Origin of the sequence: Stieleria marina (assembly GCA_007741555.1) — a bacterium.
Classification (GTDB): Bacteria; Planctomycetota; Planctomycetia; order Pirellulales; family Pirellulaceae; genus K23-9.
Window position 1 is genome coordinate 1,400,373 of record CP036526.1, and the last position, 25,092, is coordinate 1,425,464.

22 protein-coding genes and 2 tRNA genes are annotated in these 25,092 nt (G+C 54.8%); 8 read left to right on the forward strand and 16 right to left on the reverse strand.

Features of this window, described 5'->3' with window-relative positions; translation table 11 throughout:
• Positions 1–19: 19 nt before the first annotated feature.
• From K239x_RS04885 to K239x_RS04895, 3 genes are all read right to left on the reverse strand, one after another.
• On the reverse strand, positions 20–2,773 hold the full coding sequence (locus tag K239x_RS04885; protein WP_145416532.1) for a hypothetical protein: 2,754 nt from the start codon (positions 2,771–2,773) through the stop codon (positions 20–22).
• A gap of 352 nt (positions 2,774–3,125) precedes the next feature.
• Positions 3,126–4,169 (reverse strand): type II secretion system F family protein, encoded by a 1,044-nt coding sequence (locus K239x_RS04890; RefSeq protein ID WP_419189686.1) that lies wholly within the window; start codon positions 4,167–4,169, stop codon positions 3,126–3,128.
• A 201-nt stretch (positions 4,170–4,370) separates the two neighbouring features.
• Positions 4,371–4,616 (reverse strand): hypothetical protein, encoded by a 246-nt coding sequence (locus K239x_RS04895; protein WP_145416534.1) that lies wholly within the window; start codon positions 4,614–4,616, stop codon positions 4,371–4,373.
• 255 nt (positions 4,617–4,871) lie between these two features.
• On the opposite strand from K239x_RS04895, the gene K239x_RS04900 reads away from it, so the two are divergent.
• Positions 4,872–5,726 (forward strand): sensor histidine kinase, encoded by an 855-nt coding sequence (locus K239x_RS04900; RefSeq protein ID WP_145416536.1) that lies wholly within the window; start codon positions 4,872–4,874, stop codon positions 5,724–5,726.
• 36 nt (positions 5,727–5,762) lie between these two features.
• Here the strand turns inward: K239x_RS04900 and K239x_RS04905 are convergent, their stop codons facing one another.
• The 6 genes from K239x_RS04905 to K239x_RS04930 all read right to left on the reverse strand — a co-directional run bounded on the left by K239x_RS04905 (position 5,763) and on the right by K239x_RS04930 (position 11,257).
• Positions 5,763–6,488: a BamJ family beta-barrel-assembly machinery protein gene (locus K239x_RS04905; RefSeq protein ID WP_419189687.1), complete on the reverse strand. Its 726-nt coding sequence runs from the start codon at positions 6,486–6,488 to the stop codon at positions 5,763–5,765.
• Positions 6,489–6,910: 422 nt separating this feature from the next.
• A complete protein-coding gene (locus K239x_RS04910; protein ID WP_145416538.1) occupies positions 6,911–7,996 on the reverse strand; it encodes a serine/threonine protein kinase in 1,086 nt (361 codons plus the stop codon).
• Positions 7,997–8,210: 214 nt separating this feature from the next.
• Entirely contained in the window at positions 8,211–8,525 is a 315-nt protein-coding gene (rplU, locus tag K239x_RS04915; protein ID WP_145416540.1) for a 50S ribosomal protein L21, read from the reverse strand.
• A gap of 333 nt (positions 8,526–8,858) precedes the next feature.
• On the reverse strand, positions 8,859–9,644 hold the full coding sequence (locus K239x_RS04920) for an enoyl-CoA hydratase/isomerase family protein (protein WP_145416542.1): 786 nt from the start codon (positions 9,642–9,644) through the stop codon (positions 8,859–8,861).
• A gap of 118 nt (positions 9,645–9,762) precedes the next feature.
• A complete protein-coding gene (locus K239x_RS04925; protein ID WP_419189688.1) occupies positions 9,763–9,993 on the reverse strand; it encodes a hypothetical protein in 231 nt (76 codons plus the stop codon).
• A 253-nt stretch (positions 9,994–10,246) separates the two neighbouring features.
• Complete coding sequence (locus tag K239x_RS04930) at positions 10,247–11,257, reverse strand: FAD:protein FMN transferase (protein WP_145416546.1); 1,011 nt, start codon at positions 11,255–11,257, stop codon at positions 10,247–10,249.
• A gap of 337 nt (positions 11,258–11,594) precedes the next feature.
• Between K239x_RS04930 and K239x_RS04935 the strand changes: the two genes are divergently transcribed.
• Positions 11,595–11,683, forward strand: a tRNA-Ser gene (locus K239x_RS04935).
• Positions 11,684–11,852: 169 nt separating this feature from the next.
• A tRNA-Lys gene (locus K239x_RS04940) sits at positions 11,853–11,925 on the forward strand.
• Here K239x_RS04940 and K239x_RS04945 read toward each other — a convergent pair.
• Positions 11,923–12,906, reverse strand: a complete 984-nt coding sequence (locus tag K239x_RS04945) for a class I SAM-dependent methyltransferase (protein WP_145416548.1) — start codon at positions 12,904–12,906, stop codon at positions 11,923–11,925. The two genes, K239x_RS04940 and K239x_RS04945, sit on opposite strands and share 3 nt — an antisense overlap.
• Positions 12,907–13,417: 511 nt before the next feature.
• On the opposite strand from K239x_RS04945, the gene K239x_RS04950 reads away from it, so the two are divergent.
• Both K239x_RS04950 and K239x_RS04955 read left to right on the forward strand, forming a co-directional pair.
• Positions 13,418–14,419 carry a VanZ family protein gene (locus K239x_RS04950; protein ID WP_145416550.1) on the forward strand — a complete coding sequence of 334 codons (1,002 nt, stop codon included), beginning with the start codon at positions 13,418–13,420 and terminating at the stop codon, positions 14,417–14,419.
• Between the two features lie 98 nt (positions 14,420–14,517).
• Positions 14,518–15,744, forward strand: coding sequence for a CNNM domain-containing protein (locus K239x_RS04955; RefSeq protein WP_145416552.1), 1,227 nt, complete (start codon positions 14,518–14,520; stop codon positions 15,742–15,744).
• A gap of 74 nt (positions 15,745–15,818) precedes the next feature.
• Here the strand turns inward: K239x_RS04955 and K239x_RS04960 are convergent, their stop codons facing one another.
• The 5 genes from K239x_RS04960 to K239x_RS28285 all read right to left on the reverse strand — a co-directional run bounded on the left by K239x_RS04960 (position 15,819) and on the right by K239x_RS28285 (position 21,347).
• Entirely contained in the window at positions 15,819–16,355 is a 537-nt protein-coding gene (locus K239x_RS04960; protein WP_145416554.1) for a type 1 glutamine amidotransferase domain-containing protein, read from the reverse strand.
• Between the two features lie 62 nt (positions 16,356–16,417).
• Entirely contained in the window at positions 16,418–16,765 is a 348-nt protein-coding gene (locus K239x_RS04965; protein ID WP_145422171.1) for a P-II family nitrogen regulator, read from the reverse strand.
• Between the two features lie 904 nt (positions 16,766–17,669).
• Positions 17,670–18,896: a porin gene (locus K239x_RS04970; RefSeq protein ID WP_145422172.1), complete on the reverse strand. Its 1,227-nt coding sequence runs from the start codon at positions 18,894–18,896 to the stop codon at positions 17,670–17,672.
• A 764-nt stretch (positions 18,897–19,660) separates the two neighbouring features.
• Entirely contained in the window at positions 19,661–20,950 is a 1,290-nt protein-coding gene (locus K239x_RS04975) for a porin (RefSeq protein ID WP_145416556.1), read from the reverse strand.
• Between the two features lie 274 nt (positions 20,951–21,224).
• Complete coding sequence (locus tag K239x_RS28285) at positions 21,225–21,347, reverse strand: hypothetical protein (protein ID WP_419189689.1); 123 nt, start codon at positions 21,345–21,347, stop codon at positions 21,225–21,227.
• Positions 21,348–21,515: 168 nt separating this feature from the next.
• Here K239x_RS28285 and ftsY point away from each other — a divergent pair, with 168 nt between their 5' ends.
• From ftsY to K239x_RS04990, 3 genes are all read left to right on the forward strand, one after another.
• On the forward strand, positions 21,516–22,589 hold the full coding sequence (gene ftsY / locus K239x_RS04980; RefSeq protein WP_145416558.1) for a signal recognition particle-docking protein FtsY: 1,074 nt from the start codon (positions 21,516–21,518) through the stop codon (positions 22,587–22,589).
• A gap of 32 nt (positions 22,590–22,621) precedes the next feature.
• Positions 22,622–23,203, forward strand: a complete 582-nt coding sequence (locus K239x_RS04985; RefSeq protein ID WP_145416560.1) for a MiaE family protein — start codon at positions 22,622–22,624, stop codon at positions 23,201–23,203.
• 336 nt (positions 23,204–23,539) lie between these two features.
• Positions 23,540–24,586 (forward strand): hypothetical protein, encoded by a 1,047-nt coding sequence (locus K239x_RS04990; protein ID WP_145416561.1) that lies wholly within the window; start codon positions 23,540–23,542, stop codon positions 24,584–24,586.
• Between the two features lie 80 nt (positions 24,587–24,666).
• On the opposite strand, the gene K239x_RS04995 is transcribed toward K239x_RS04990, so the two are convergent.
• Complete coding sequence (locus tag K239x_RS04995) at positions 24,667–24,972, reverse strand: hypothetical protein (protein WP_419189690.1); 306 nt, start codon at positions 24,970–24,972, stop codon at positions 24,667–24,669.
• Positions 24,973–25,092: the final 120 nt, after the last annotated feature.

Below are 25,092 nucleotides of genomic sequence, written 5' to 3' on the forward strand. Positions count from 1 at the left end.
CGACGTTTCGACGATCGTTTTACGGCAATGCTTTGTTGATGCGATCCACATCCAAGTGGCTGTGGTTGGCGGCCGAGTCGGGCAGTCGTGCTTCCCACGGTCGGCAGGCACGTTGTAGCGGGCCATAAAACAGCGGTCCGTTCGTGCGATCGTAGTCGGTGTGCCAGCCTTCGTGGTCCAGACAATCTCGTTCGGGATGCTCGTCCAGTTCGATGATGTGCGGGACCAGGGCGATAATGACTTCCGTGCGGGATCGCGTGGCTTCGCGTCGTTGGAACAGTTTTCCGACGTGTTTTACATCACCCAGCCATGGCAATTTGCGAATCACCGTTCGGTCATTCTCTTGAATCAATCCACCGATGACCACGCCCTGGTGGTTGCCCAGCAGGACAGACGTTTCTAGCTCGCGAGTTTCTTCTTCGGGCAAACTGGTGGTCGGATTGATTTGTCCGTTGCTGACCTCCGGTTTGACTTTCATCATGATTGTATTGTCGCGGCTAATCGTAGGCGTGACACTCAGCACGACACCCGTTTCCAGGAACTGGACATCTTCGATGGTCGAAGTTTGAGTGGTCGTAGCGACTTTGAAACCCAGCTGTTGTCCGACTTGGATGCGAGCGTCTTGCCCGTTGACAACCATTACCTTGGGTGTCGCCAACGTCTTGGCATCCGTCGTTGTTTCTAGCAAGCGAATGATCGCGTCGATGCGTGAACCTTCGACTTGGGCAAAGAATAGCGGGTTGGTCGTTGATGAGACGGCGCCCGAAAGGCCATTGGCTCCGACGGTAAGGTCGCCTCGAACCAGTGATCCTAGATCGACACCGTGAGCCATGTCGTCGCCGAGTTCGACTTCTAAGATTCGTGCTTCAATCATTACCTGACGCGGTGCCTGATCGACTTGGTACAGATAGCTTTCGACGCGGGCAACCGCTTCGGGCGTATCAACCACCACGACGGCTTCTCTAGTCTGCAAGTTGTCCGTCGCTTCGATCTTGTTGATGTGGGCGGTGCCGACGGGCGACAAAAGACCCGTGATGGCGGGTTCAACGAATTCGGCGCGAGCGTAGTCCAGAACGAAGTGCCGAACCACACGAGCTTCTTGGGGAAGGGACGCAGCGGGATAAATGAAGACCGCATCGCCATCGACTTGGGCGCGTAGATTGCAAAGTTTCAAAACACTTTGCAATGTTTTCTCCGGGCTCAGTCCACCAATGTTTGCGGTGACGACGCCTTCGACGTCCGGTGAAATTAGGATGTTCATTCCATATCCACGGGCAAGCATTTCCAGCACGCTTCGCACGTCTGTGTTTTGGACATTCAGCGAAACATTGGCTCCCTCGGCATGAGCTGGTTCGCTTTTCTTAAACGGCCACTGGGCGATTCGCAAATCGGCTTCCTCAGTAGCTGCCGGTGCATCGACGGTTGTGCTGGGGCGTGAGATCTCCGCGGTCGCGGGTTGACTGGGCGTGTTGTTGGCAACCGTTGTGTTGGCAACCGTTGTGTTTGCAGCGGGATTTGCAGCAACGACCAGGGCCGGTGCTGAGCTAGCGATCGGTTGCTTAGCCACCGTGGGAGTTAATGGCTGAGTTGGAGCCGGAGTTGGCTGCGGAATCGATTCGATGAGCGGATCGCGAATCGGCGGAGCAATTGCAACGATCGGCTGTGAACTGGCTGTTTTCGATGTTGACTTAGCTGGTGAAGCAGTCGCTGTCCTGATGGCTTCCGTTTTCTGAACTGCGATTTGATCGGAGGGAGCGTTCAGTTTGGGCGTGTGAGAAATTGTTTGGGAGGCACGCTTTGCGGCCATGGACCCCATCGCGCTGCGAGAACGCTGAGCTGCCATGCTGACGTTGACGGTTTCTGATGACGCGGGGATAGCAGTGATCGCTGCGTCGGAAGTCATCGGTTGAGCAATCGTTGGCACCAACTGCGAAGGCAGTCCAGCGTCGTTCGATACGACGTTGGCTGTTGAAAGGGAACCGGAAACGGTTTGGATAACCACGTCACTTTGTTGGACATCAGAGTCGGCTATGTCGGAGCTTGAGGTGTTTCGACCGAATGTGACTCCCGATTGATTGGACACCAGCAAACGCATGAGTCCGGGAATCGCACTGGTACGGGCTTGGTCCAGCGTCAAGCGTTTTACGGATACGGCGCGCAGTCCGATGGGCCGACTTCGTTTTTCGAGCTGTTGGTAAGCGACTTGAGTGATCCACCGGGAGACCGGCATGACGTCCAGGATGGGATCGACTCTCATCGAATCGGGGACCATCGCTTTGGCGTCGGCGGGCTGGTGCTGAGGCGGATGGTTGGCGACGTTTTTCGCAGCTTGTTTAAGATTCGCGGTCGTTTGAGTGGCAAGTTTGCTTGATGATTCATTGGGGGAGGATTTCTTATCGGACACCGCCGTTTTACTGGCGTCCGCAATCACGGCGTCGCAGCGGGCGATCAATTCATCATTTTTGGACAGCCCCAGCAGCGAGTCCATGTTGCTGGTCAGTGCTTCGTTCAATGCATGTTTATGCTGCATTCGCTGGACAAAGTCACTGACATGCGTTGGCGAACTCTTGTGCGACACCTTGTCAGGCTTTGTCGACGGCGCTGCTTCGCTACCGTTGGCGGTTAGCTCAAAAACCAAAGTGCCAATTACCCACGCGATCGCAATACAAAGAAATGCCCGACGCTGGTTCGAAAGACCTTCTGCACCTCCGCGATGCACTGATGTGGCAGCATCGGTGTTTGGAATAGCAGATTGGAGTTTGTTATGAATCATCGGGTTCTTCCGTGGACACCAAACGTTTGGAGGTGGCGTTTCTGATTCACAATTTGCGAATCAGGAACAGTCACCGCACAACAAGATCGTTCGTTGCAACTGGGGTAATGCGATCGAAACGGACTTAGTTCTAGGGAACCGGGTCGTCGTAAGGGGTAAATCGGTCCACCGGGTGGTCACGGATAAGCCGCAAGCGCCGAAGAGACCGAACCTAACAGTTCCGCCGGGTCTTACTCCGCAGCACCACGATTAGCGGCAGCACCCTGAGCGACGACGCAAGCCGAAGAAAGTCGCTAGGCGGAAAAGTTTGACAATAGATTGGGGAGTTGCCACGTCGCTGGTTCCAGCGCGTTTACAGTCCTTCGAGCGCTTTGCTGTACTCGCCCGCAATGGTCATGATCATTCGGAAAATGATAAAGATCAGTGCTCCTCCGACTGTCATCCAGACCACGCCGGTTGCAAACCCGGAGATGGTTTTCATCGCAATCTTTGCGCGTTCGTCATATTCTCGCGCCAATCCTTCAGTCGATTCGGCATCGGTGCCCGACAATTCAGCCATCTCGATACGCGCGATGTATTCGTCGGGAAAGATGTCGGTCGCTTCTAAACCGCCGGCCAGTGTTGCACCTTGATCTCGAATCGAAAGTTTGGCGTCTTCGGTTCCGGCGCGATAGTAATCGCTATCAGTACTGTCGAGCGCCAGTCCAATGGATCGAATGGGATCCAGCCCAGCGTCGAGCGACAGGGCGAGCGTCCACGAAAATCGTGCCAGCGTGATTGTTTGAATCGCCGGACCGACAACGGGCACCATGTAGAATAGTGGAATGATGTTTTGCGAGCCGCCGATGTTGTTTTTAAAGCCCCAGATCAACGCACCGATGATGGCAAAAAATCCGCCGATATACGCCCAGAAAATCAGTACTCCTTTGGGACCCCGTAGCCCAAAGCCCAGGATATCCGTCATCTGGCCGCCCGTTGCTGGACGCAGGATTCCCATGATCCAGATCAACAACGATATCGCGGCAATTCCCCCAAACAGCTGGATCCCCGGCCAAATGATGGAGGAAACAAAAGAACGACGTAGTTTGAGTTGCTGGTCGTAGTGATCGGCCAAGGTCAGCAGCGTTCGTTCGATTCGACCGGTAGCTTCACCGACGCGTGTCATCGAAATCAGAAGCGGTGGAAAGTACTTGTCGCGTGACTTCATGGTCTCGCTGAGTTGCCGCCCCTCTTTGGCACCCTGCCTCAGCATTTGCATCGCTTCTCGGTGCTTCTTTGGCCCATGCTTGGATTCCGAATCGAGCACAGCCAATAGATCGGCGCCCGCCTTGAGACTGATCCCAAGACGTCGACAGAAAGTAGCCGCAGCCGCGAGGCCCATCCGTTTCGAGAACACGCAGTATTGCCTAATGAAGTTCGCTAGGTGCCCGGGTGAGAATTTCCCGTGACGAAACAGTCGAAACGCGGCGTTTCTAATCGAAGAGAGCGGTGTCGACCGACCTCTATTGTGGTCTGGGCTATAGCAGCATTGAAAGACCAGAGATGCGAATCCAACTCCAGTTCCCCCAAAAATCCTGCCTGACTTGGCGAAAAGACTTTAGGCGACTTGTTGATCTGTAGTGGTCGGTTTTGCTTGCGTTTGAGCCAAATACGACGCTATGGATTCGTCCAGCTGCAACAGTTGTTCGCTGGCACTGTGCGAAAGATCCAAGAAGACCACTTTCTGTCGACCCAGTAAGCACCAATTCGCTGCGGGGCCATCGAGTAGTTCTGTGCGGACTCGAAAGCCCATCTGCTTTACTTCGGCAATGCGTTGATTGAGCCGCTCGACCACGTTGGACATGTTTAGTTCATCTCGCGAAATGAAAGACGCTTGCGGTGTTTTTTCTGCGCCCCGCTGCCCACTCTGGAAAGCGAACGCAGCCCAAATAAGTTGCCTAACCGGATTCGCGTAGTCGGTTTCAGACGCTGGACTAGCGAGGCAATCTGTGCGGGAGTTGCAGGGCAACATCTAGCAGATTAGGCGGTCACGACGATACATCAAAAGTGCATCACCCAATGTGTTCGTGCCATCCGAATCGTACAAACAAAATCCAAAATGCAATCTCAGCAAAACGCGACTTCGCAACACACCTCGCACGTTCCGACAGCCACCAGTGTGCCAGCCAATCCTTCTGAGCAGGCAGCTGTTAGCAGTCGGCAAGATCAAGACGCGTACATCGCTCATTTGAAAAATGAGCTTCGCAAAATGCAGGCGTTGGCAGCGTTGGGCGAACTGACCAGTACCGCGACGCACGAGTTCAATAACGTGCTGATGACGGTGATCAACTATGCCAAGCTAGGCATTCGCAACCGTGACGATGCCAGTCGCGACAAAGCACTGAGCAAGATTTTGAGCGCGTCCGAACGCGCAGCCAAAATCACCAGCACGATTCTTGCGCAAGCTCGAAACCGTAGCGAGGCCATGGAGCCGACCAATCTGGAAAGCATCATTCGCGATTCGATGGTGTTGTTGGAGCGTGAGATGCGCAAATACCGCGTTGCCGTCGAAATCGAAATCGACGAAGCGACGCCCGACGCGATGGCAAGTGGCAATCAGATTCAGCGAGTGCTCTTGAATCTACTGATCAACGCTCGGCAAGCGATGTCCGAAGGCGGCACGATCCTAGTGCGATTAACACCCAGTAGCGAAGCGGGGTTTGTCGAGCTGATTGTGCGTGATTCGGGCCAAGGCATTCCGCGCGAAAAGCTGCCGAATATTTTCGATGCGTTTTATTCGACCAAAGACGGGCCGGACGAATCGGGCAAAGGCGGCACCGGATTGGGGTTGGCCGCGTGCAAAGAAATCATCGATTCGCATCAAGGGCGAATTCGGGTAGAGAGTTCCGTTGGCGTCGGCACCGCATTTATCATTCGGTTACCGGTCGCCACCGACGCCCAGGCTGCGGCATAGAATCAGCCCAGGCGTTTACGTTTTTGAAACGCCGGACTAGTTGATGCCCAACAGTTCCACTTCGAATACCAGAACTTCGTTGGGGCCGATTGCGCCGCGGCTACCGCGTTCGCCGTAGGCCAGGTCGGATGGGATGTACAGCATCCACTTGTCGCCGACTTTCATTTTCTGCAGTGCCATTTGCCAGCCTTTGATGACTTGGCCGACGCGGAATTCAGCTGGCTCTCCTCGTTTGACACTGCTGTCAAATTCTTTGCCGTTGGTCAACGTGCCGGTGTAGTGAACTCGGACGGTATCGGATTCCGATGGTGAACCGCCTTTGCCGGCTTTCAGTACTTTGTACTGAACTCCACCTTCGATTTCTTTGACGCCTTCTTTCTTAGCATTCTGTTTCAGCCACAGTTCGCCCTTCTCTTTGTTCAAGGCTCCCGCCTTCTTTTGCTCCGCCATCATTTCTTCTTGACGTTTGCGAAGCAACTTTTCGATGTCTTCCTGGACTTTTTTCAATTCTTCGGCCGACAAGGCGGGCTCCAGCTTTTCCAAGCCATCGGCGACACCTGCGGCGAGCGAACTAACGTCGAAGTCACCGTTTTTGAATCCCTGCTGAGCCATTTGCTGGCCCACGGAGACTCCCAGGAAGTAGCCCATCGGGTTTTCTGAAGCGGCGGCTTTGTTTGCTTTTTTATCTTGGCCCATGGCCTGACCTGCTGAAATGGTGAGGGAGACGACAGCAAGAGCCACGCCAATAGTTCGTAATGACATCAATCGTATTTCCTAAGTGAGTTGCTCATAGAGCCGCGACGCTTGGGTCGGTACTCGATAAGTCGTGTGGGACAAACCAACTGGAACACTGGTGCCAGTGTTTGCAATGGGCATCCATGCGTTGGGGAGAGCCGTCGCGATTCATTTCGATTCGGACTGCCGCCTAACCGTGGGATATCTAATTGGCCCAAAGTTGCTCGGAGACAGCGGTAAAAGGATACCAGCCGACTTCCATTTCAGCAGGGGCCTGTAACGTAAACGCGTTTAAATTTGCAAACACCACCAAAGCGTCGCCAATTGTTGGCCGTCGAAATGACGCGGGCCTAAGTAATCGTCGTCGTGCGGCCCAGTCCTCGCGTCATGGTCCAATGTCACTTTATCTCGCGGTACAGCCCAATGTTGCCACTGCGCTGCGGTGCAGCCTATTCCTTGAGCACGAATGCGGCGGCGGCGATTGCGAGCACGACAGCCGCCACCACGACCAGTCGCTGCCAAGAAATCGCTGCCTGGGGGCTGCCTAAATGTGGGTTGCGAATGCGGTCGATCAATATCTGACGCCCCTGTTCGCGGACGTCTACCGTTCCCTGAGGTTCCGAATCTGCGTCAACAGGCAGGTTTTCAGTGAGCGGGTCTTTCCTTTGCGAGTCCGTTGATTGCAGGCCATTGGCTCGGGGATTTGGCAGCTGATTTTGTTCTGAACTGAACAGTTGCAACAGTTTTGCCTGAACCTGTCGCGCATTGAAGGGACGTTGATCAGGCGTTTTGCTAAGTAGCTGATCGACCAGTAAGTCCAGCTCGGGGGGGCAGTCGCGACAAAAATCGCTTACTCGCGGTGGGATTACTTTTAGGTGCTGGTCGTAGAGTTCGCGGTGGTTGTCGGCGAGAAACGGTTTGCGATGAGTCAGCATCTCAAACAAGCAGCATCCCAACGCGTACAGGTCGGCTTTTTCTGATACCGATTGCTCCCCGCGAATTTGTTCTGGGGCCATGTAAGCGTGGGTTCCGACCGTCTGGCCTTTTTCGGTCAAATCCTGGCTAGTCAAATCGCGTGCAATCCCAAAGTCAGCCAATTTCAGGACGCCGTCGGACGTCAAAAAGAGGTTGCCCGGTTTTAGATCGCGGTGAATCACACCGTTGTTGTGCGCACACTGCAACGCACTGCACAACTGAATTCCTAGGTCGGCAACCACCGGCCAAGGCAAACGACCTCCGTTGTCCAGCAGCGATTTGACCGTGCCGCCGTCAACCAATTCCATGCTGTAATACAGCACGGTTTTTCCACCGGCGTCTTTCAGCGCGATGATGTTGGGGTGACGCAGCCGCTGAAGAATATTGATTTCACGGCGAAAACGCGCCCGAATCATAGGGTTGGCAGCGGCGTGCGAATTCAGCGTTTTGAGCGCAACGACTTCGCCAGATTCGCGGTCGGTTGCACGATGAATGATCCCGGCAGCGCCCACGCCGATTGTGTCACCCAGTTCGTATCGGTCGATTAATTCGGTCGACATATTTTGGGAGACACCTGACAGCCAAACAAATCGATGGGTTGCTTATCTACCGTTGCATTTTAGTCCATCGCGCTCGATGCCAACAACAAAAGCGTTCCGGTGATACCGAAACGCTTTGTGAAGACTTGATGAGTTGCCGCAGAAGCGGATCTATCGCAGCAGCTTTTGCTGCAGCAACCCTTGGATCGCAACGAGTGGATCGCAACGAGCGACGCTATGCGCCCGCGATTTCTTCGATGCGAATTCGCAAGTGCTTTTGTCGGTGACCGATCCGCGACTTGCTGTGTTTACGACGACGGAACTTTTGGACGTAGATCTTTTTGTCTTGCTCAACACCCACGACAGAAGCTTTTACAGAAGCTCCCGAAACGGTGGGGGCACCGAGCGTCATGCCGCCGTCATTGCTGACTGCGAGGACTTTTTCAAACGTAATGCTCTCGCCAGCTTCGATGTCACGAAAATCGACATCAACTTCCATTCCAGGTTCAACTCGGTACTGACGACCACCGTCGACGATGATGGCATACATAATTCTGACTCACAAATACTTTTTTATGGGACGCCGGCAACGCCGTCAGGGACGACTGTGCGAGCGAATTTTCGATCATTCGAGCCGCACAGCCTAGCGGGTCAAGGTCCAGTCGGATAGGCCTATCGCGAAGGTTTGGCATAGTGTTTTTCCGCCTTAGCGGAGGGGTTTTGCAGGTTTCGGCGGATATCGGGCCAAGCCGGCCGAGATTTTCCTGGGTGAACCAGTGAAATTCCCGCGTCAGCTGAGATTGCCTGCGTGAGCTGAGCATTCTCCAGCCGAGCATTCTACTGGGGGCTCCAGCCCGACCCCAGAGCAGACGCCGCCTGGGCACTACGGCCACTGCGGAGGGCGGTTTTCCAAGAATGCGCGTATGCCTTCGGTCGCTGACTCGGTCGTACAAGCTGTCGCGCTGTCAGCAGCGGCTGCCGAAAGCTGCGAAAATAATCGTTCGCCGACGCCTTCGTTTAACAAACGCTTATTCGCCTGAATGGCTTCCAGCGGTGCTTCGGTGCATCGTGTGGCCAGTTCATTGGCGGCTACCCAAATTTGGTCAACCGGCACCGGCGTATCGCAGACACCCATGGCAAAGGTCCGGTCCGCATCGATTTCGTCGCCGCTGAGTGCCAAGCGGGATGCGATCGCGCCTCCCAGGCGAAACTCAAGCAACGTCGTCGTGGCACCACCGACCAATCCCAAGTTAACGGCGTTGGCTGACAATTTTGCCCGCTGCGACAGCACCATCATGTCTGAAGCAAGTGCGAGAGCGAGTCCCGCACCACACGCAGTGCCGTCGATCGCTGCGACGACGACTTTCGGACAACGCAGAATTTGTTCCAGGAGTTCGGTGAACTCCCGCCAAAGAGCAAACCACTGCTCAAGTGATTCGTGCTGAGGCAACGCGGCGATTTCGGCGAGGACTTTGAGGTCGATTCCGGAGCAGAAGTCATTTCCCGACCCAACGAAAACGATCGCTTTGACTCGCTTCTCTTGATGAACATCCGAAAACGCGGTTTGCAAATCTGTGATCAGGTTTATATCCAAAGCGTTTCGAGAATCGGGACGATCCATGGTGATCGTCGCCACTCCGGCGTGGACTTTGACGCGGACATGTTGCATGGACGTTGGGATTGCCTGAGGGCTGCTTTCACGAATGAACGATTGTAGAAGTGCAGCCCTCATCATGTCTGATTCCGGCCATTGATGCCAGAATCGCCTACAAAAACAGAGGAGCCGCTTACTCTTCGGCGTTCATTTCTTTCAGCGTTTTCCCCAGTCGTTTGCGGCCACTACCGCGTGTTTTCCGGGCCTTGGTTTTTCCAGCTGCATCGCCAACTTGCAGCAGTGCCGAGACATTGGGATGGATTTCTTCGTCGGTCGATGGCAGTCCGATTTGCTCCACGGCGTCGCTAAATCCCAGTAGCACCGAACGCCGCACACTGTCGCGGACCCATTCAAAGAGATTCATATTGGCATTCATTTGTCGCTCCACGCGAATAGTGGTTTGTCGTGATGAAATTCGAAAGCGTTCAACTCACCGGTCACTGCCCTTTTAGATAATCACCGGAAACCAAGTCCAGTGCAGAAAGACCAGTGCGGAAAGCCTATGGATAAACCAGGCGTAGTGATTTGCAACGGCAAACAATGCTGCCCGGGACGGTGCTGCAGGCCAAATTGCCGGCAAATCTCGGCATCGCTGTTTCACAGGGTGCGTTTCCGGATCAGTCCTGCACCCAATCGATCTTGCCATACGACTGCAGCTGGATCTCGTCTTGTCGTTTTGCCGGCGCGATCGCCAGCATCCCGACCCCCAGCATTCCATCGTCCAGCATTCCACGCTGCGAATCGGCTGATCGTTGCGAAGCCGATTCAGAATGCAGATTCGCGATCACTTGCGATCCAGCCACAAAGTATCCCGTCGCGCCTGCATCAGCGTCCGCGGCCGACCGCGTCAGCACGGTCAACGAAAGCAGGTCACCCGCCGGGAAACCGGTTCGCGGGTCAATGACATGTCCGTACCGCCGACCCTGGTGGTGAAAAAACTGCTTGCCGCTGCCGCTGGTCCCCAAGGCCATGTTGTGCAGCCAGATTCCAGCGGCGCGACGCTGTGGTTTGGTGGGGTGCGCGATTCCCACCGCCCAGCCCTGTTCGCTGCCATGCGTCTGATCGCCGCGGGCGACCACGCTGCTTTGGCCCCCATGGAGCAGAAAGTTTTCGATCCCGCTGCTTTCCAGCTTTTGTGCCAACTGGTCCAACGCATAGCCTTTGCCGATACCGCCCAGGTTGATTGACATTCCGGGCAGGCCAAATTCCACCGTCTGACGGGCTTCGTCCAAAATCAGATGCTCAAAACCAACGCACGCTCGGGCGGTTTGGATCTCTTGAGCCGACGGTTTGCGTCCGGTTCGCTTCGTAAATCCCCAGGCCTGAACCAGCGGGCCCGCCGAGATGTCAAACGCGCCGTCAGTCTGCCGACTCCAGTGAATCGCCCTTTGAAGGATGCCAAAAACGCTGGGCGAGACGCTTACTGGGCCACGGGATGCCTCGCGGTTCACGGCCGCGATTTGGCTGGTCGGCTGGTAAATCGTGAGATCCGATTCGATCTGGTCCACCATTTCCAGTGCTTCGAGTGCTCCATCCGCCTTGGCCGCCTCGTGGGCTGGAAGCAGGACCACAAATTCAGTCGCCATCGCACGGTGGGTCAGCGTGGTCAGAATTCCTGGGTCCGTCATCGGCGGATGTATTCCAGTTTGGGGCAGAATGCAGTGCGGAAAAGATCGCTTCGGGCGACAATCCGGCACCCAGTCACGTAGCTTACAGCGTCCAGTTCCGGCTTCCGGGTCGTCCAACATCAAACTTCAGAATCGACCGAACCCACCCGACCGTCAATTGGTCCCAACTTTATCCTGGTTGTCCAACAGAGAGTGGGTTGCGTTCCCGGTGGTGATTCTGCACAATCTGCCCTCCAGAGAGAAAACGCAAGGGCGAAAGTCAATGTGAAGGTTTGTTCTCAGCAGGCCCCGTTCTGATGTAAAGCGATTGTATTTCATCGGACAGGCCTTTGGAAAAGGAGCGGTGGCTGAGTGGTCGAAAGCGCCGGATTGCTAATTCGGTGAAGGGGTCAAACCCTTCCGCAGGTTCGAATCCTGTCCGCTCCGCTTGACGAGAGACACAGAATAAAAAGCAGACGCAGACTTAAAAAAACACAGACGAGAGATACGACTGGAATTACTGTGAGGACTGAGCCTCGCAGATGAACGGCACGGCAGTGATGTCTAGGCAGTTCAAGAATTTTCGGTCAAACTTCGGCAGCAATGCCAAAAAGATGAGGGCGTAGCTCAGTTGGTAGAGCATTCGACTTTTAATCGAATGGTCCTGGGTTCGAGTCCCAGCGCCCTCACTTTTTCTTTCTTTCGCGGTTGCTAGCCGCGGGCCGTGGCTGCCACGGTTGGTAGAACGCTCGATTGCTGAGCGAATAATCTGAACGCTGTTGTTTGCCGTTGATCCAATGCCGAACTGTTATCGGTAGAGCTTTGGCGAATCGTCGCTTTGCGTTGCCGACGAACCTTCGCGTCTTTCCAATCAACGTTTTGGGCACTTCATCCGCTACGGTTGCTTGAACATTGGCGTCCGCGGCGGCCTGCCACTTTGTTTGGTAGTCGCTCTGCTGTGGACTTGGCCGAAAAATTTCTTGGTCCGAAGTCCTTCGTGCGAGCACCATCACCATGGCCGGACGGTTCGATACCAAACCGACTCGCTGATTGACCGCGTCGGGGTCGACGACGGAGTAGCACGTTTGTTGGGGGGACAATTCGGCGCCGGGAAAAGGATGTTCGACCAAGACCAAGTCGAGCAGCTCGAATCCGTTTTGCACGCTGAAAACGCGGCAAAATAGTTCCGGCGAGAATTGGTAAAATCCATGCCCGCAGTGGTTGTTGGCGTTGGTGCAAATCAAAACACATCCGCCCACGCGAACCATTTTCATGTAATTGGCTAACGCGACCGGGACGTTGAAAATGTGTTCCAGCGTGCCTCCATCGATCACCGCGTCGAAACGGTTTTCCCATTCGCAGGGAATGGGCTGATTCAGATCGTGAACGAGCGTCGCTTGTTCGAAGTCACTGAAATCAATTGAATCGATCGATTCAGACTTCAAGGCACGTTCCAAAAACGGCTCTGCGAAACCCGCCCATGTCGAAAGCTTCTGTGCCTCTACTAGGTCATGGCTGGATTCATTGTCGGAAAACTCTCTCGCCAGCTGCGTCGCTTCTTCGGGCCATAAGAACAGCTGCTGCCGGCCGATCGTGACTACTTTGTCAAAGACGCAGCCTTGTTGTTTTGCATTAAGCAGCAGTCGAAGACTTGAGTAGAGCAGTCCCATGGAGTTCCTTTGAACGACAGCGCCCACGGCAAAGTGGGCGACGATTTACGCAGCAATATGCGCGGTGCGAAACGGTGCTTGGTGCGAAACCATGCTTGGCACGAAACGGCGTAGTGGGGCCAGAATACGGTGGGCGAGTTTCGGTCGGGCGAGCAATGCTGTTAATCTAGCTGACACGGATGCGTCACGGGACGCCGCTGGTCGATCTCGGCACGGGCTTCGCGTTGATTGGCAAGGTTGGTGTGCGGCAAAATCGACTTGCGGCAAAATAGTTGTGCGGCTGCTTCGCCGGCGAAGTTCGGATACGATCATCGGCAAACCGGCAACCAGCTTGAGAGGCAGCGGCGACTGTGCTTTGGCCTTTCGAACGTCTGTTACTTGGTTGGTGCAAACTGGAAGATTTGTTTCTTAGTGCCTCGCTGGGTGTTTCGTTCAGTGCCCAGTTTAGTGTCCCATTCGTGCTGGCTCAGTTAAGAGTCGTTCCATTTTTTCTCGACCCGCGAACCGATCGATGAACGACCTCCGACGAAGAGCCATTGCCGCAGCCGCTGCGTTGATTGCTCTGGCGATCGGTTTGTTGTTGATGCCGGTGCCCGCTGGCGGCCGGTTCTACAGCTCGTTGGGCGATTTATTTCATACGCCTTTGTTCTTTGGGCTGACGATCATCACGCTCTTGCTGCTGGAAAAAGTGAAGCCAGCGGGGCAGAATCGTCGCCGAGTTCTTTCGCGCTGTTGGATTTTGGGGCTATCGCTGTTTGTCTTTGGTGTCGGGATGGAACTGGTTCAGCACTTTGCAGGTCGAACCGCGGCGATTCACGATGCCGTTGCCAATGGCATGGGAGTGCTGATCGGCGCGTCGACTTTTTTGCTGATCAAGCGTGATGTGGTCTGGCCCGGCAACCGACACGTTAAACGATGGTTCGTGGGAGCGGTGTTGGCAGCGCTCGTTGTGGCTTGGTCCGGTCCGATCGTGATGCTGATCGATCATCAAAAAATGCGTTCTGAGTTTCCAATGTTGTCATCGTTCGATTCCAAGGCTGAAATCAGTCGTTGGTATTTTCGCGAAAGTTCCGCGAAGCTGACCGAATCGGGAGCCACCGACGGCAGCTACGCGATGCTTGTGACGTTTCCTCAGGATCAATCCAGCGTCACGCTGGTTGAAATGAACGCTGACTGGACCGACGTCGAATCGTTGCAGATGGATTTGCTATTCCCCGGCAGGCCGGATGGTCAGCAAGCTATTGACGGTCAGGAACCTGAGGAATTGATGGTCCTCTTGAGCGTGGTTGATCGGCACCACAAGAACTATGTGACCGACTTGTTTGAAAAGCCCTGGACGCTTCGGCGGGGCAAAGTCGAACACATCACCATCACTCGCGATGAGATTCTCAGTGGTCCACGAGATCGGGAAATGGACCTTTCTCAGATTCGCTATGTCACGGTGGGACTGAAAGATCGTGCGGCGCCGGTCGAGATCATCATCGACGCGGTTCGTCTGACACTTCGGGATTAAAGCCAGCGGACTGCGAGGAATGCCGCAAAGACGTTAGACTCTCTGGCGTCGCCGATGCGGTTTTTCGCAAGGCATTTGTTTTATGCTCTGGTCTATCTATGAAACGCACAACGATTCTCTTCTGTGTCGTGCTTCTGTTCGCTTTGCTTTGCCCATCCGATGCGTTGGCAGCGGGTGTTGCTGCGACAGGAGACGCGGAAGGCTCCGGCAATCCGACCGATCTATTCCTCTGCGTACTCTACGCTGCGATCGCCCTGCTCTTTTCGTCGCTGTGCTCGGTGGCCGAAGCGGTTTTACTGAGCGTTTCGCCGTCCTACGTCGCTAATTTGGAAAGCAGCGGTCAAAAGGACGCAAAGCGAATCAAGCACGTGAAGTCGAACGTGGATCGTTCGCTGGCCGCGATTTTGACGCTCAACACAATCGCTCACACGATCGGCTCCGGTGGTGCAGGTGCGTACGCGGCCAAGTACTGGGGTGCCGGCGCGGTGGGCATCGCCATGATCATCCTGACGCTCTTGATCCTCTTTGTTTCAGAGATCATTCCCAAAACCATCGGCGCACTTTACTGGCGAGGTCTGGCGCCGCTGACGGCGCGATTCATTCAATTTCTGAGCTTCGTGCTGTACCCGTTTATTTTTGCATCCGAATTGATCACTCGTTGGTTGACCGGCGGGCACAGTCACCATGCGTTTAATCGCGCCGAGTTCGCGGCAATGGCCGAAATCGGCGCCGCCGGCGGGCATTTGGATGAAAAAGAATCTCGGATCTTGCGCAATCTGTTTCAATTTCCAGACCTGTGTGCCGAAGACATCATGACTCCCAGTACGGTGGTCTTTGCCTTGCAACAAGATCTGATGTCGCGACAAGTTTTGGAAAAACACGACAAGCTGTTCTTTTCACGCATCCCGATCTTCGGTGAAAATCGTGACCAGATCAAAGGCTTCGTGCTGAAAACAGATTTGTTGATCGATGACATTCGCAACGGTGGTACGACGGCGCTAAAGGATTTTCCGAAACGCGAGTTGCGCGGCGTGCTCGATTCGACTCGTTTGAGCACCGTGCTTGAGAATCTGTTGGACAACCGCGAGCACATCTTGTTGGTGGTCGACAAGTACGGTGGCATGGAGGGCGTCGTGACGTTGGAAGACGTTGTCGAAACGCTCATTGGCATCGAGATCGTTGACGAAGCCGATAGTGCGGTCGACATGCGCAAAGTCGCTCGGGAGAAATGGGCCCGACGAATGCAAAGTCTAGGCCTGGAAGTGGACACGCAGATCGCTCCGCCAACGGATGAGTCCAACACGGGTGAGTCCAACCAAGCCTAGGGGCAACGCCAGTCGCTTTGCCAGGCATCCTTCGGACTGACTGCACTTTTCAGCAGCGTTACGATTCAACAATGCTAGGTGGACATCACTGCGATGAGGGCTCGGCAAAAATCTGGCAAATCGTCCGGTCGGCGGCTGCTTATGTGGTGACCGTCGACGACGACGGCCGCGTCTTGGTAGATGGCACCGGCGTTGACGAGGTCGTCTTTGATGCCGGGTGATCCGGTCACTTTGACGCCTCGGTAAACCCCAGCCGATATCGGGATCCAGCCACCATGACAAATCGTTGCGATCGGTTTTTTGGCGGTGTCAAAGGCCGCTACTAGATCGAGAACCGTTTTGTCGCGGCGGAGTTTGTCGGGCATGAATCCGCCCGGGACGACCAGGGATTCGAAGTCCGAGTGACGCATCTGGTCGATGGCGGTGTCGCTGGTACAAGGATAGCCATGCTTGCCGTTGTAATGAGTGTCAGCTTGGGGGCCGGCGACCGTCACGGTTGCACCGGCTTCTTCGAGTCGAAGTTTGGGGTACCAGAGTTCCAAGTCTTCGTAGATCTCGCCGACCAAAATCAAGACGCGTTGGCCGGAGAGTGGCAAGTTGGGATCGGACATGGAGTGGCTACCGGCGGAGTTGGAAGGCAAAGGGTGGCGAGAGAATGGATTTGGCGAAAACGTCAAATCGCGTCGCTGCCGCGTTCGCCGGTACGGATGCGGACACAATCGTCCATTGGCAACACAAAGATCTTGCCGTCGCCAATTTCACCTGCTTCGCCCGAGCGGCCGCCTTCTAAGATGGCTTCGACGGTCGGCTGAACGAATTCTTCGTTGACTGCAATTTGCAATTGCACTTTACGCAGCAAGTTGACTGAGAATTCATGACCGCGGTAGACGCCGGTGTGGCCTTTCTGGCGACCAAATCCTTGGCAGTCGACGACGGTCAGACGGTGCACGTCCACGTCGGTCAGTGCTTTTTTGACCGCATCCAACTTCGACGGCTGAATGATGGCGATGATTAGCTTCATGATCACGAAAAGCAGCGACGAGTTTCGGTACGGCCGAGTTTTAGGCAAACAGGACAACACTGTTTCCTACTGGACCGTCATACCGTAGCGAATCGTACTCAAAGGAAAAGAGCTGGCAAGAACTCTGACGATTCATTCGCGGGAATCAAATTCGGTTGAGCGGATCCTGTCGCGAAAATACTTTCCGTTGGCACCAGTAGGCCCCTGTCACCCTTAACGATGAGTAAAAACCCCGACCCGAGCAGACGAGGCGGACGTCTACTCGAGCCGTATGGGGAATCTTCCGGCCCCGTGAGGGACCGAGAAGCCAGAAAGGCTTGGGATATCCTGCCAACCAGGTGCTCCGCCACCATCCGAAGGCGGCTCGGGTGATGGCGGAGCAATGGCAGGTAGATCATTGAGAGATTGAGTTTGGTAATTGATCTCTATGCAAGGAGGGTGCCAAACCACGTCGTGGGACGTTGGATTGGAACGCAAACACTGCATCGGTAAGGACTTAAAAAAATCGTTAGGTGGTCACGGGTCCGTTCATGCCAAACGAAATCCCATCTGGATGCATGAACACTGCGCATCTTTGAAGTACCCCCTGCGCATCTTTTAGGCACTGCGGTGAGGTGGCATCCGCAAGACTGCCATACGGCTCAAAGACGAAATGACGGCCGTCGATTTGAAACCGAGCGTGTCAGGAAGCTGCCAATGGGGCGTAGAGGCGGCATTCGCGCAGGCGTTTTTTGCGTCGTTTCTTCGCGCTGACCGTTCTTTTATCCAAAGCCCTTGATCAACGGAGTGACATTCGACTGAATGTCACCAGAAGGACGTAACCGAGTTTGCCTGAACCGAAAAAAGGCCGCCTTCCTGAATCAGGGAGGCGGCCAAGCGGGAATCGATTCGAGCGGCAGTCGCTTTAGAAAGTGAAGATCGTGTCGATGCCGAACGTCGTTTGGCTGTCATCGGCGTCTTCCAAGATGGTGTTGTCCGCCAAGGCCAACGCATTCATGTCGCCATCGATCCAGTCCCATCGAATTTCGGGTCGGACAATTACATTGGCGTGTGGCTTGTAATTCAAACCAAGCGTAAGCGCGGTCACATCAAAGTCACCTGTCGCGACATTGGCTAGGCCAGCGGGGGCAGCGTCACCGTAGAAACCTTGGCTATCAGCACTGACGTTCCACCATTCGTAACGGGCACCCAAGGACAGACAATCGTTGACGCTGTAGATCAGGTAGTTGTTCAAGCCGATGGTGTCGCGGACCGTTTCACCGGCGTTGTTCTCTGTATCGAGCAAATCACTTTGCATGATGTACTGCAATGAATCGGTCACGGCCAAGTCGGCTACCAGCGAGTGCATGTAGCCTTTTTCGAGCGTTCCGTTAGGACTGTCTGCAAAACGTCCGCCGGTCGAAGCGTAGGTCAGCGAAAGTTTGTCGGTCAGCGAAACCGACACGCCACCCAAGAATGAATCGCCATTGTCCTCGAATCCACTGTCCCAGCCCAACGTGTAGCCCCCATAAAAGGTCAGGTCTTCGCTGGCGGTCAACGTGGCAAGGACACCGGTGTGGGTGAATGGCTCGCTGTTGTACATCGTGTAGGCATGCGAGTAGAAAAAGTTGTCCGGGGCTGTAACGACTTCCCAGCCAATGATGGTGAAGAAGTGCCCTGCTTTGACGGACAAGTTTCCATAAGCGGCTTCCATATACAATTGTGGCAATGCACTGCCGTAGATACCGTGATCCCAATCGTTGTCCCAATGGTTGTTGGCGATGCCAAATGACTGAGTGTCTTGTGCGTCCACGCCGTAGACATAGTCGATGCGTCCGCCCAAGCCCAGTCCGTTGGAGCCGTCGGCTTCTTTTTCTGCGTACAGCCAAGCCTGATGAACGTTGACTCGGTCAGCGTGCGAATTGAATAGCGGCAGATTCTTGGAGTGGTAACCGATTGATACCCAGCCACCGGCGGAAAGCCCACAGGTTTCGCCGAACAGCGACAACGGGTCACCCAGGTTGCAACTGCCGCAACTTAGCGGGCAGCCACCGCCACATCCGCCACCAAAAGCGGAGCCACAGCCGACGCCCAGTTCACATCCGCATGACGGTACGCCGCAGCTTGGCTGAGCGCCACAACTTGGCCCCATTTCGCATGATGGCGCCGCTGCACAACCGGGGTCGTTGCATTGGGCGTTTCCACAACTTGGGAAACCGCCACCAAGGATGCCGCCTCCGACTACTCCACAGCTTGGCTCTGGAGCCACTTCCATCCCACAAGCCGGACCATCGACGCCGCAACCGGGCGACATATCGCACCCACAGTTGGGAGCCGCACTGCAGCAGTTCACTTGCGCGACACGGCCTTGCAGGCCTGCGACAGGAATCGCTTGCCGGACCTGGTATCGGTTGGATGCATGTTGGTACTGTGCTTGAGCAGAGTTTTGGGCGGTCAGGCCCGATGCAAAAGCTGTTAACAGCAAGGTTGCCGCTAGGTTGTGGAATTTCATTTCGATTGCGTATCCAGTGATGGCGCGAGAAGTCGCGAAACATCCTGCACGAAAGGCAAGCGTCCGGACGGAACAATTAGGGTTCGTAATTGCTTCCATGCACACGCCGCCATCTGCTCGTCCGCCGTGGGTTTCCCGCGTTGCCGCAGGACCCCGCAAGGGCGTGAGGTGACATCGAACCAATTACATCATGCCTTATCGGGCCAGATAATCCGAAACATCCACACAACATGTACAACCCGCAGAGTCGTTTTGATCGAAATAGCCTTCGGCTGTTAATCCGTGCCGGTTAGGTTGACTCTCCGCAGCAAACACGAAAAAACCCCCTTTGCTACCATTGGCAACAAAGGGGGTTTAAGGTTCGTTTCGTCTTTCCCGGACGAACGTTTTAGCTGTGCTTCACCTTAGAAAGTGAAGATCGTGTCGATGCCGAACGTGGTTTGATCATCGCCATCTTCCAAGCCAGTGATCTGATCGTCGTCCCAGTCCCAGCGGACTTCAGGGCGAACGATGACGTTGGCGTGTGGACGGTGGTTTACACCCAGGGTCAGGGCGTAGACATCGCTGTCACCCGTTCCGCCGAATTCAGCATTCCACCACTCGAAGCGTGCTCCGACAGAAGTGCAGTCGTTGATCGATTTGATCAAGTAGTTGTTGATACCAAAAGTATCGCGAACAGCCACTCCGTCACCGTCTTCGCTGCTCAGGTAGTCACTCTGGCCGATCCACTGCAAGCTGTCGGTGACAGCGTAGTCAGTGACGATCGAGTGCATGTAGCCTTTCTCGACACCATTGAAACGAGCTTCGCCGAAGCGACCGATTGTCGTGGCGTAGGTCAAAGCAAGCTTGTCAGTCAAGGTTGCCGAGAATCCACCCAAGAAGCAGTCGCCATTGTCGTTGAAACCACTGTCCCAACCGAATGTGTAACCACCCCAAACCGTCAGGTCATCGCTGGCGTTGTGAGTTGCCAATACACCGGTGTGTGTGAAGGGCTCGCTGTTGTACATAGTGTAAGCGTGGCTGTAGAAGAAGTTGTCCGGGGCGGTCACGACTTCCCAACCGATGATGGTGTAGAACTGTCCAATTTTTACGGAAGTGTCGCCGTAAGCAGCTTCGATGTATGCCTGTGGCAATGCGAAACCGTAGTCAGGTCCGTTGTCAAAACCATTATCCCATCCACGGTCTGCACCGAAGGATTGAGTGTCTTGGGAGTCAGTACCGTACATGGCGTCGAAACGACCACCAAAGCCAAGCCCATCGCTGCCGTCAGCTTCTTTCTCGATGTACATCCAAGCCTGGTGAACTTGGAATTCATCGGGACGACTGTTGAACAGGCCGTTGCCTTTGTCGTGATAACCCATCGACAACCAGCCACCAGCGGTCCAGCCACAGTGTTCGCCGAACAATGTCCAAGGGTCACCTAGATCGCAATCGCCCAAGCAGCTGCCACAGGCACTGTCGCAGCCGCTGTCGCAACCACCGTCACAGCTGTCGCCGCCTAGGCATCCAAGTCCAGCGAGTCCACCGACGCTTTCGCATCCGCAGGCTGGTTGTCCGCATCCGCAAGGCGCTGCTGCACAACTTGTGTCGGCACAGCCGGAGACCAATTGAATCGGTCCTTCCTGTGCCATTGCGTTTCCTGTGTAGCTAACGCAGGCAATTGCGGCGGCCAAAGCAATTTTCTTAAGATTCATCGTTTTATTCGCTCCCGAATATCCGTATTGGGTTTAGTGTTTGATGTGAAGCACCGGCTACGACAACTCGTGTAGCCAATCCAACAATGATGGACCGTGTGGTTGAAACGATGGAACTGATTTGTGAATCCGCCTGCCTGACTTCACAAAGCATTTCCAGTGCTTCCTTCCCGTACGGTGTTCAGCATCCTGATCCTTCCGTCAGGGTTTGATATCGGAGAACAGTTTTGCAATTGCAGCGAATTAATGCCAAAACGCTCTTTGTTTGCATCAATTACTCGTCGGTCGTGCCGCCCAATCCTGTCGTAGCGACGGTACCGCTATCAACAGTGGCGTAGCCGCTGCCGCTGAGTAAAGGATTGTCGATTAGCTCAATGCTGCCGGTTTTTGCGGCCAAGATAGGGGCATGCGTTCACCTCTCTATGGCCGAGAATGAGCCGCCTACCCTTGAACGGGCGGTTGGTTCAAAATCAGCCCCTTCAAGCTAGACGGTTGTGCCGCATTTCGCGTGGCCATGAGCATTTTGAGACAGCGACGCTGTCCTCCTGAGATATTGAGAACACCAATGGCGTTTTGGCGATCCAAAAAGAAAAACGATTCTGCACCGGATGATTCCAGCGATTCCGAAGGATCCCGCGATGTCGCCGCGAGTGAACCGGCTGACGAAACGCCCCAGGTCTCCAAAGAAGTCGACGGCGCAGCGGAAAGCCAATCGCCCGGTGGCGGGCTCTTTTCCAAAATGCGTCAGAGTCTGCAGAAGACGCGCCGCGCACTCAATACCGATATCCGCGACCTCTTTAAGAGCGAAGGACGCTTGGTCGACGAGGATTTCCTGGGCGAGTTGTTTGCCCGATTGATTCGCACGGACATGGGAACCGGACCAGCGGAAACCATCCGCGATGATGTGGCCAAACGCTTTCGCGGTCGTGTCGTCCATTTGGAAGAAATTCTGGAAACGATCACCCAGCAGACTCAGTTGATGCTGCAACAAGAGTCGGCTGAGATTCAGATGTCCGAATCCAAACCGACCGTGATCCTGGTGGTGGGCGTCAACGGCAGTGGCAAAACGACTTCGATTGGCAAATTGGCAAACCACCTTTCCAAAGCCGGACACAAAATCGTCCTGGGCGCTGGCGATACCTTCCGCGCCGCCGCGGTGGAACAATTGACCATCTGGGCCGGCCGCATCGGCTGCGACATTGTCACTGGCAAACACGAAGCGGATCCGGCCAGTGTTGCCTTCCAAACCGTCGACAAAGCCGTCGAAATCGGAGCCGACATCGCGATCATCGACACGGCGGGTCGTTTGCAAACACAAACGAACTTGATGCAAGAGCTTGATAAGATTCGCCGAGTGATCTCCAAGAAAGTCGACGACGCGCCGCACGAAGTCCTATTAGTCTTGGATGCAACCGCAGGTCAAAACGCGATTAGCCAGGCGCGTGGATTTAGCGAAGCGGCGGGATGCACAGGCATAGTGTTGGCAAAACTAGATGGATCGGCCAAAGGCGGTGTGGTGCTGCCCATTCGTGAACAGTTTCAGTTGCCGGTCAAGTTTGTGGGGCTGGGCGAAGGCATCGACGATATCGCTCAGTTCGATCCGGCAATGTTCGCAAAAGCTCTCTTTGCTCAATCCTAACACTCGCTCGTTGCCTTCCTACTAGTTGTTCCATGCTCCACCTGCAATCTGAATCGACCACGCAATGGCTCGGGCAAGTCGACGCCCATTTGGACGAAATCCTGATCGATCATGCGCACTGCGAACGAAAAGCCGCTTCGACGGCCATGAACTTGATGGATGCGTACACTGACAACCGAGCCATCACGCGGGAAATGACGGTGATCATCAACGAAGAACTCGAGCACTTTCATATGGTGATTGAGATCCTTGATGAACGCAAAATCGTATTTCGCCGGCAAGGTAGCGCCCCATATGGTCGCAAACTGAATTCGTTGATTCGCAAAACCGAACCCGATCGCGCGGTTGATCGACTTTTGACCGCCTCGCTGATTGAAGCTCGCAGCTGTGAACGATTCAGTTTGCTATCGGGTCATCTGAAAGATCGCGATGCAAAGCTTGCTGGTTTTTACGGCAGTCTGTTCGAGAGTGAAGCACGTCACCACACGACTTACGTCAGGCTCGCCGAAGAGTTTGCCAGTCGAGAAGTCGTCCGAGAGCGGCTCGACCAACTGTCCGCCAGCGAGGCCGAAATCATTGCTGCCGGCTGCGATCTCGTGCGAATGCACTCGTAGCCAGTTTCACGCATCGTCGCGCGGCGCGTCTCGCCGATTCTTTGCATCGGTTTCACGATTGAGCACCGATCTGCAATGTGTTTGCCACGTGTGGGTGTCGCATTGCCCACGACCATGACGTTTCTATTGTTCTACTGCCATCAGAACCGGTGACCGACCAAGCGGCTGAGTCGCGGTCGACCCAGAGCCGGTTTTGTTGGCCCCTTCCCAGGACGGAAGCGGTGTTTGCGGCGAGCGATTCGCGGCAAACTCCCGGATGATCCGGACAGGCTTGGCGCAAGACTTGCGTTAGCCAGTTGTTACGATCACTTGATTCGCCCGTGAAAGGAAACCCAAATGTTGCGCATGCATCTGCGAAACGCTTATCCAATCGTGATAGCTGTCTTGTTCGCTTCGACAGTGGTGGCAGACGAAGATGCCATTCGTTTTGACATGCCGTCGACCGTCGTAGCGACCCAGGTCAACACAGGCGACTCGATCGCCGACAGTAGCAACGCTGAACTCAAAATCGTGCAGTGTCAATTGAGACTGTCCTCTCTGGTTGCATCGCCTTCGCTGCCGCGCATTGATCAATGGTTGGTTCGATGCACACCCCGCGACTTCGAGATGCACATCACCGACTACGCCCCACGCACCGAGACCAGAAGTGCATTGGAAGGCCCGGTCGAATTCAAAATCACCGATGAAGAATCGCGTTCGCTGGGAATGTCGCTCAACGGCGACTACTGCGGTGTGGTTGATGGCAGTCTTGGTGCGGATGTGGGGACCAAGAACTTGGTGACCAAGCAATACAAGCAGGTTGCCGCTGTCCAAGCCGTTACCGCTGCTGGCACCATCGATCGTGGTCGCGGTGTTTACTTCAAATTACGCTGGACGGCGACGCAGGTTCTTGAAGGCGAGAAAGTGTTTACGCTGTCGATGCGGGTGCCAGTTTCTTGGCGCGGTGGTTTGATCGACGTGGATGTTACGGCGCAGTCAGCCGTGCAAAGCTTTGGCCGACTGGACACGCACATCAAAACGATTGGTGCTGCCAAGTTCGTCGTCGCCACCTACCGGGCGGGTGATGCCGAAGCGGGACAGCGGGCGTCGGAGTTTGCTTCGGCCGAACAACGACTGCGTCGAATCAGCGAGCATGTCAATCATCAGAAGAAACCGTCGACGCTTCCATCAATGCTGCGACACGTTGCTGCGAAACTTGATTTGGATTCGCCACCACCGACCAACGGCTGGATCAATCGTCTTACCACCGGCCAAGCAGACCCATACTTGGATCGCGAGATCAGTCGTTTACCGATGAAGGTCCGAGTTGCCGCGATTGAGTATCACGACAAGAAGAGGGAGTTCAGTCGCTTGGCAGTCGCATCGGCGACCCAAGGGAGCTAACCGCAGCGGAACAGAAATTCGGGTCTGCGGGGCGTCGCGTTGTCCTGCAACGCGATTTCATTGAAACGCGATCGACTGAATCAGTTGTTGCTGAAACCAAGTGGCAACAAAGCGTCGCGGCCTAGGGGGTTTTTTAAATACTGCTTGTGGCACTCGGGGCACAGATCGTAATCACCACTGAGGCAAGTGTCCGACTGCGCGTCATCGATCTCGTCATCGGTCAGGCCTTCTAAGACTTGATGAAGTTCGGAGAGGTGATCAACATCGTCATCAAAATCCGGCGAGCAATCTTCATGCGCCGTTTGGACTTCGATCTTCACGACGTATCGAGTTTGACAAGTTGTATCGATGTTACGTTTACATCGATCGCAGGTGTAGTGGATCATCCGAAACCATTTCCGCTGCGGTGAGTAGATTCACAACGTGATCGGCGACAACGCGCGATCAAATAAATAGGCCACAAAGACGGTGTGAATAACTCTCATGTTAGTGACGCCGAACTACGG

Excerpts from the sequence above, each read along its gene's own strand:
- K239x_RS04885 (WP_145416532.1), bottom strand. The coding sequence starts at position 2,773 with ATGATTCATAACAAACTCCAATCTGCTATTCCAAACACCGATGCTGCC.
- K239x_RS04895 (WP_145416534.1), bottom strand. The coding sequence starts at position 4,616 with ATGTCCAACGTGGTCGAGCGGCTCAATCAACGCATTGCCGAAGTAAAG.
- K239x_RS04900 (WP_145416536.1), top strand. The coding sequence starts at position 4,872 with ATGCAATCTCAGCAAAACGCGACTTCGCAACACACCTCGCACGTTCCG.
- K239x_RS04905 (WP_419189687.1), bottom strand. The coding sequence starts at position 6,488 with ATGTCATTACGAACTATTGGCGTGGCTCTTGCTGTCGTCTCCCTCACC.
- K239x_RS04910 (WP_145416538.1), bottom strand. The coding sequence starts at position 7,996 with ATGTCGACCGAATTAATCGACCGATACGAACTGGGTGACACAATCGGC.
- rplU (WP_145416540.1), bottom strand. The coding sequence starts at position 8,525 with ATGTATGCCATCATCGTCGACGGTGGTCGTCAGTACCGAGTTGAACCT.
- K239x_RS04920 (WP_145416542.1), bottom strand. The coding sequence starts at position 9,644 with ATGCAACATGTCCGCGTCAAAGTCCACGCCGGAGTGGCGACGATCACC.
- K239x_RS04925 (WP_419189688.1), bottom strand. The coding sequence starts at position 9,993 with ATGAATCTCTTTGAATGGGTCCGCGACAGTGTGCGGCGTTCGGTGCTA.
- K239x_RS04930 (WP_145416546.1), bottom strand. The coding sequence starts at position 11,257 with ATGACGGACCCAGGAATTCTGACCACGCTGACCCACCGTGCGATGGCG.
- K239x_RS04945 (WP_145416548.1), bottom strand. The coding sequence starts at position 12,906 with ATGGGACTGCTCTACTCAAGTCTTCGACTGCTGCTTAATGCAAAACAA.
- K239x_RS04950 (WP_145416550.1), top strand. The coding sequence starts at position 13,418 with ATGAACGACCTCCGACGAAGAGCCATTGCCGCAGCCGCTGCGTTGATT.
- K239x_RS04955 (WP_145416552.1), top strand. The coding sequence starts at position 14,518 with ATGAAACGCACAACGATTCTCTTCTGTGTCGTGCTTCTGTTCGCTTTG.
- K239x_RS04960 (WP_145416554.1), bottom strand. The coding sequence starts at position 16,355 with ATGTCCGATCCCAACTTGCCACTCTCCGGCCAACGCGTCTTGATTTTG.
- K239x_RS04965 (WP_145422171.1), bottom strand. The coding sequence starts at position 16,765 with ATGAAGCTAATCATCGCCATCATTCAGCCGTCGAAGTTGGATGCGGTC.
- K239x_RS04970 (WP_145422172.1), bottom strand. The coding sequence starts at position 18,896 with ATGGGGCCAAGTTGTGGCGCTCAGCCAAGCTGCGGCGTACCGTCATGC.
- K239x_RS04975 (WP_145416556.1), bottom strand. The coding sequence starts at position 20,950 with ATGAATCTTAAGAAAATTGCTTTGGCCGCCGCAATTGCCTGCGTTAGC.
- ftsY (WP_145416558.1), top strand. The coding sequence starts at position 21,516 with ATGGCGTTTTGGCGATCCAAAAAGAAAAACGATTCTGCACCGGATGAT.
- K239x_RS04985 (WP_145416560.1), top strand. The coding sequence starts at position 22,622 with ATGCTCCACCTGCAATCTGAATCGACCACGCAATGGCTCGGGCAAGTC.
- K239x_RS04990 (WP_145416561.1), top strand. The coding sequence starts at position 23,540 with ATGTTGCGCATGCATCTGCGAAACGCTTATCCAATCGTGATAGCTGTC.
- K239x_RS04995 (WP_419189690.1), bottom strand. The coding sequence starts at position 24,972 with ATGATCCACTACACCTGCGATCGATGTAAACGTAACATCGATACAACT.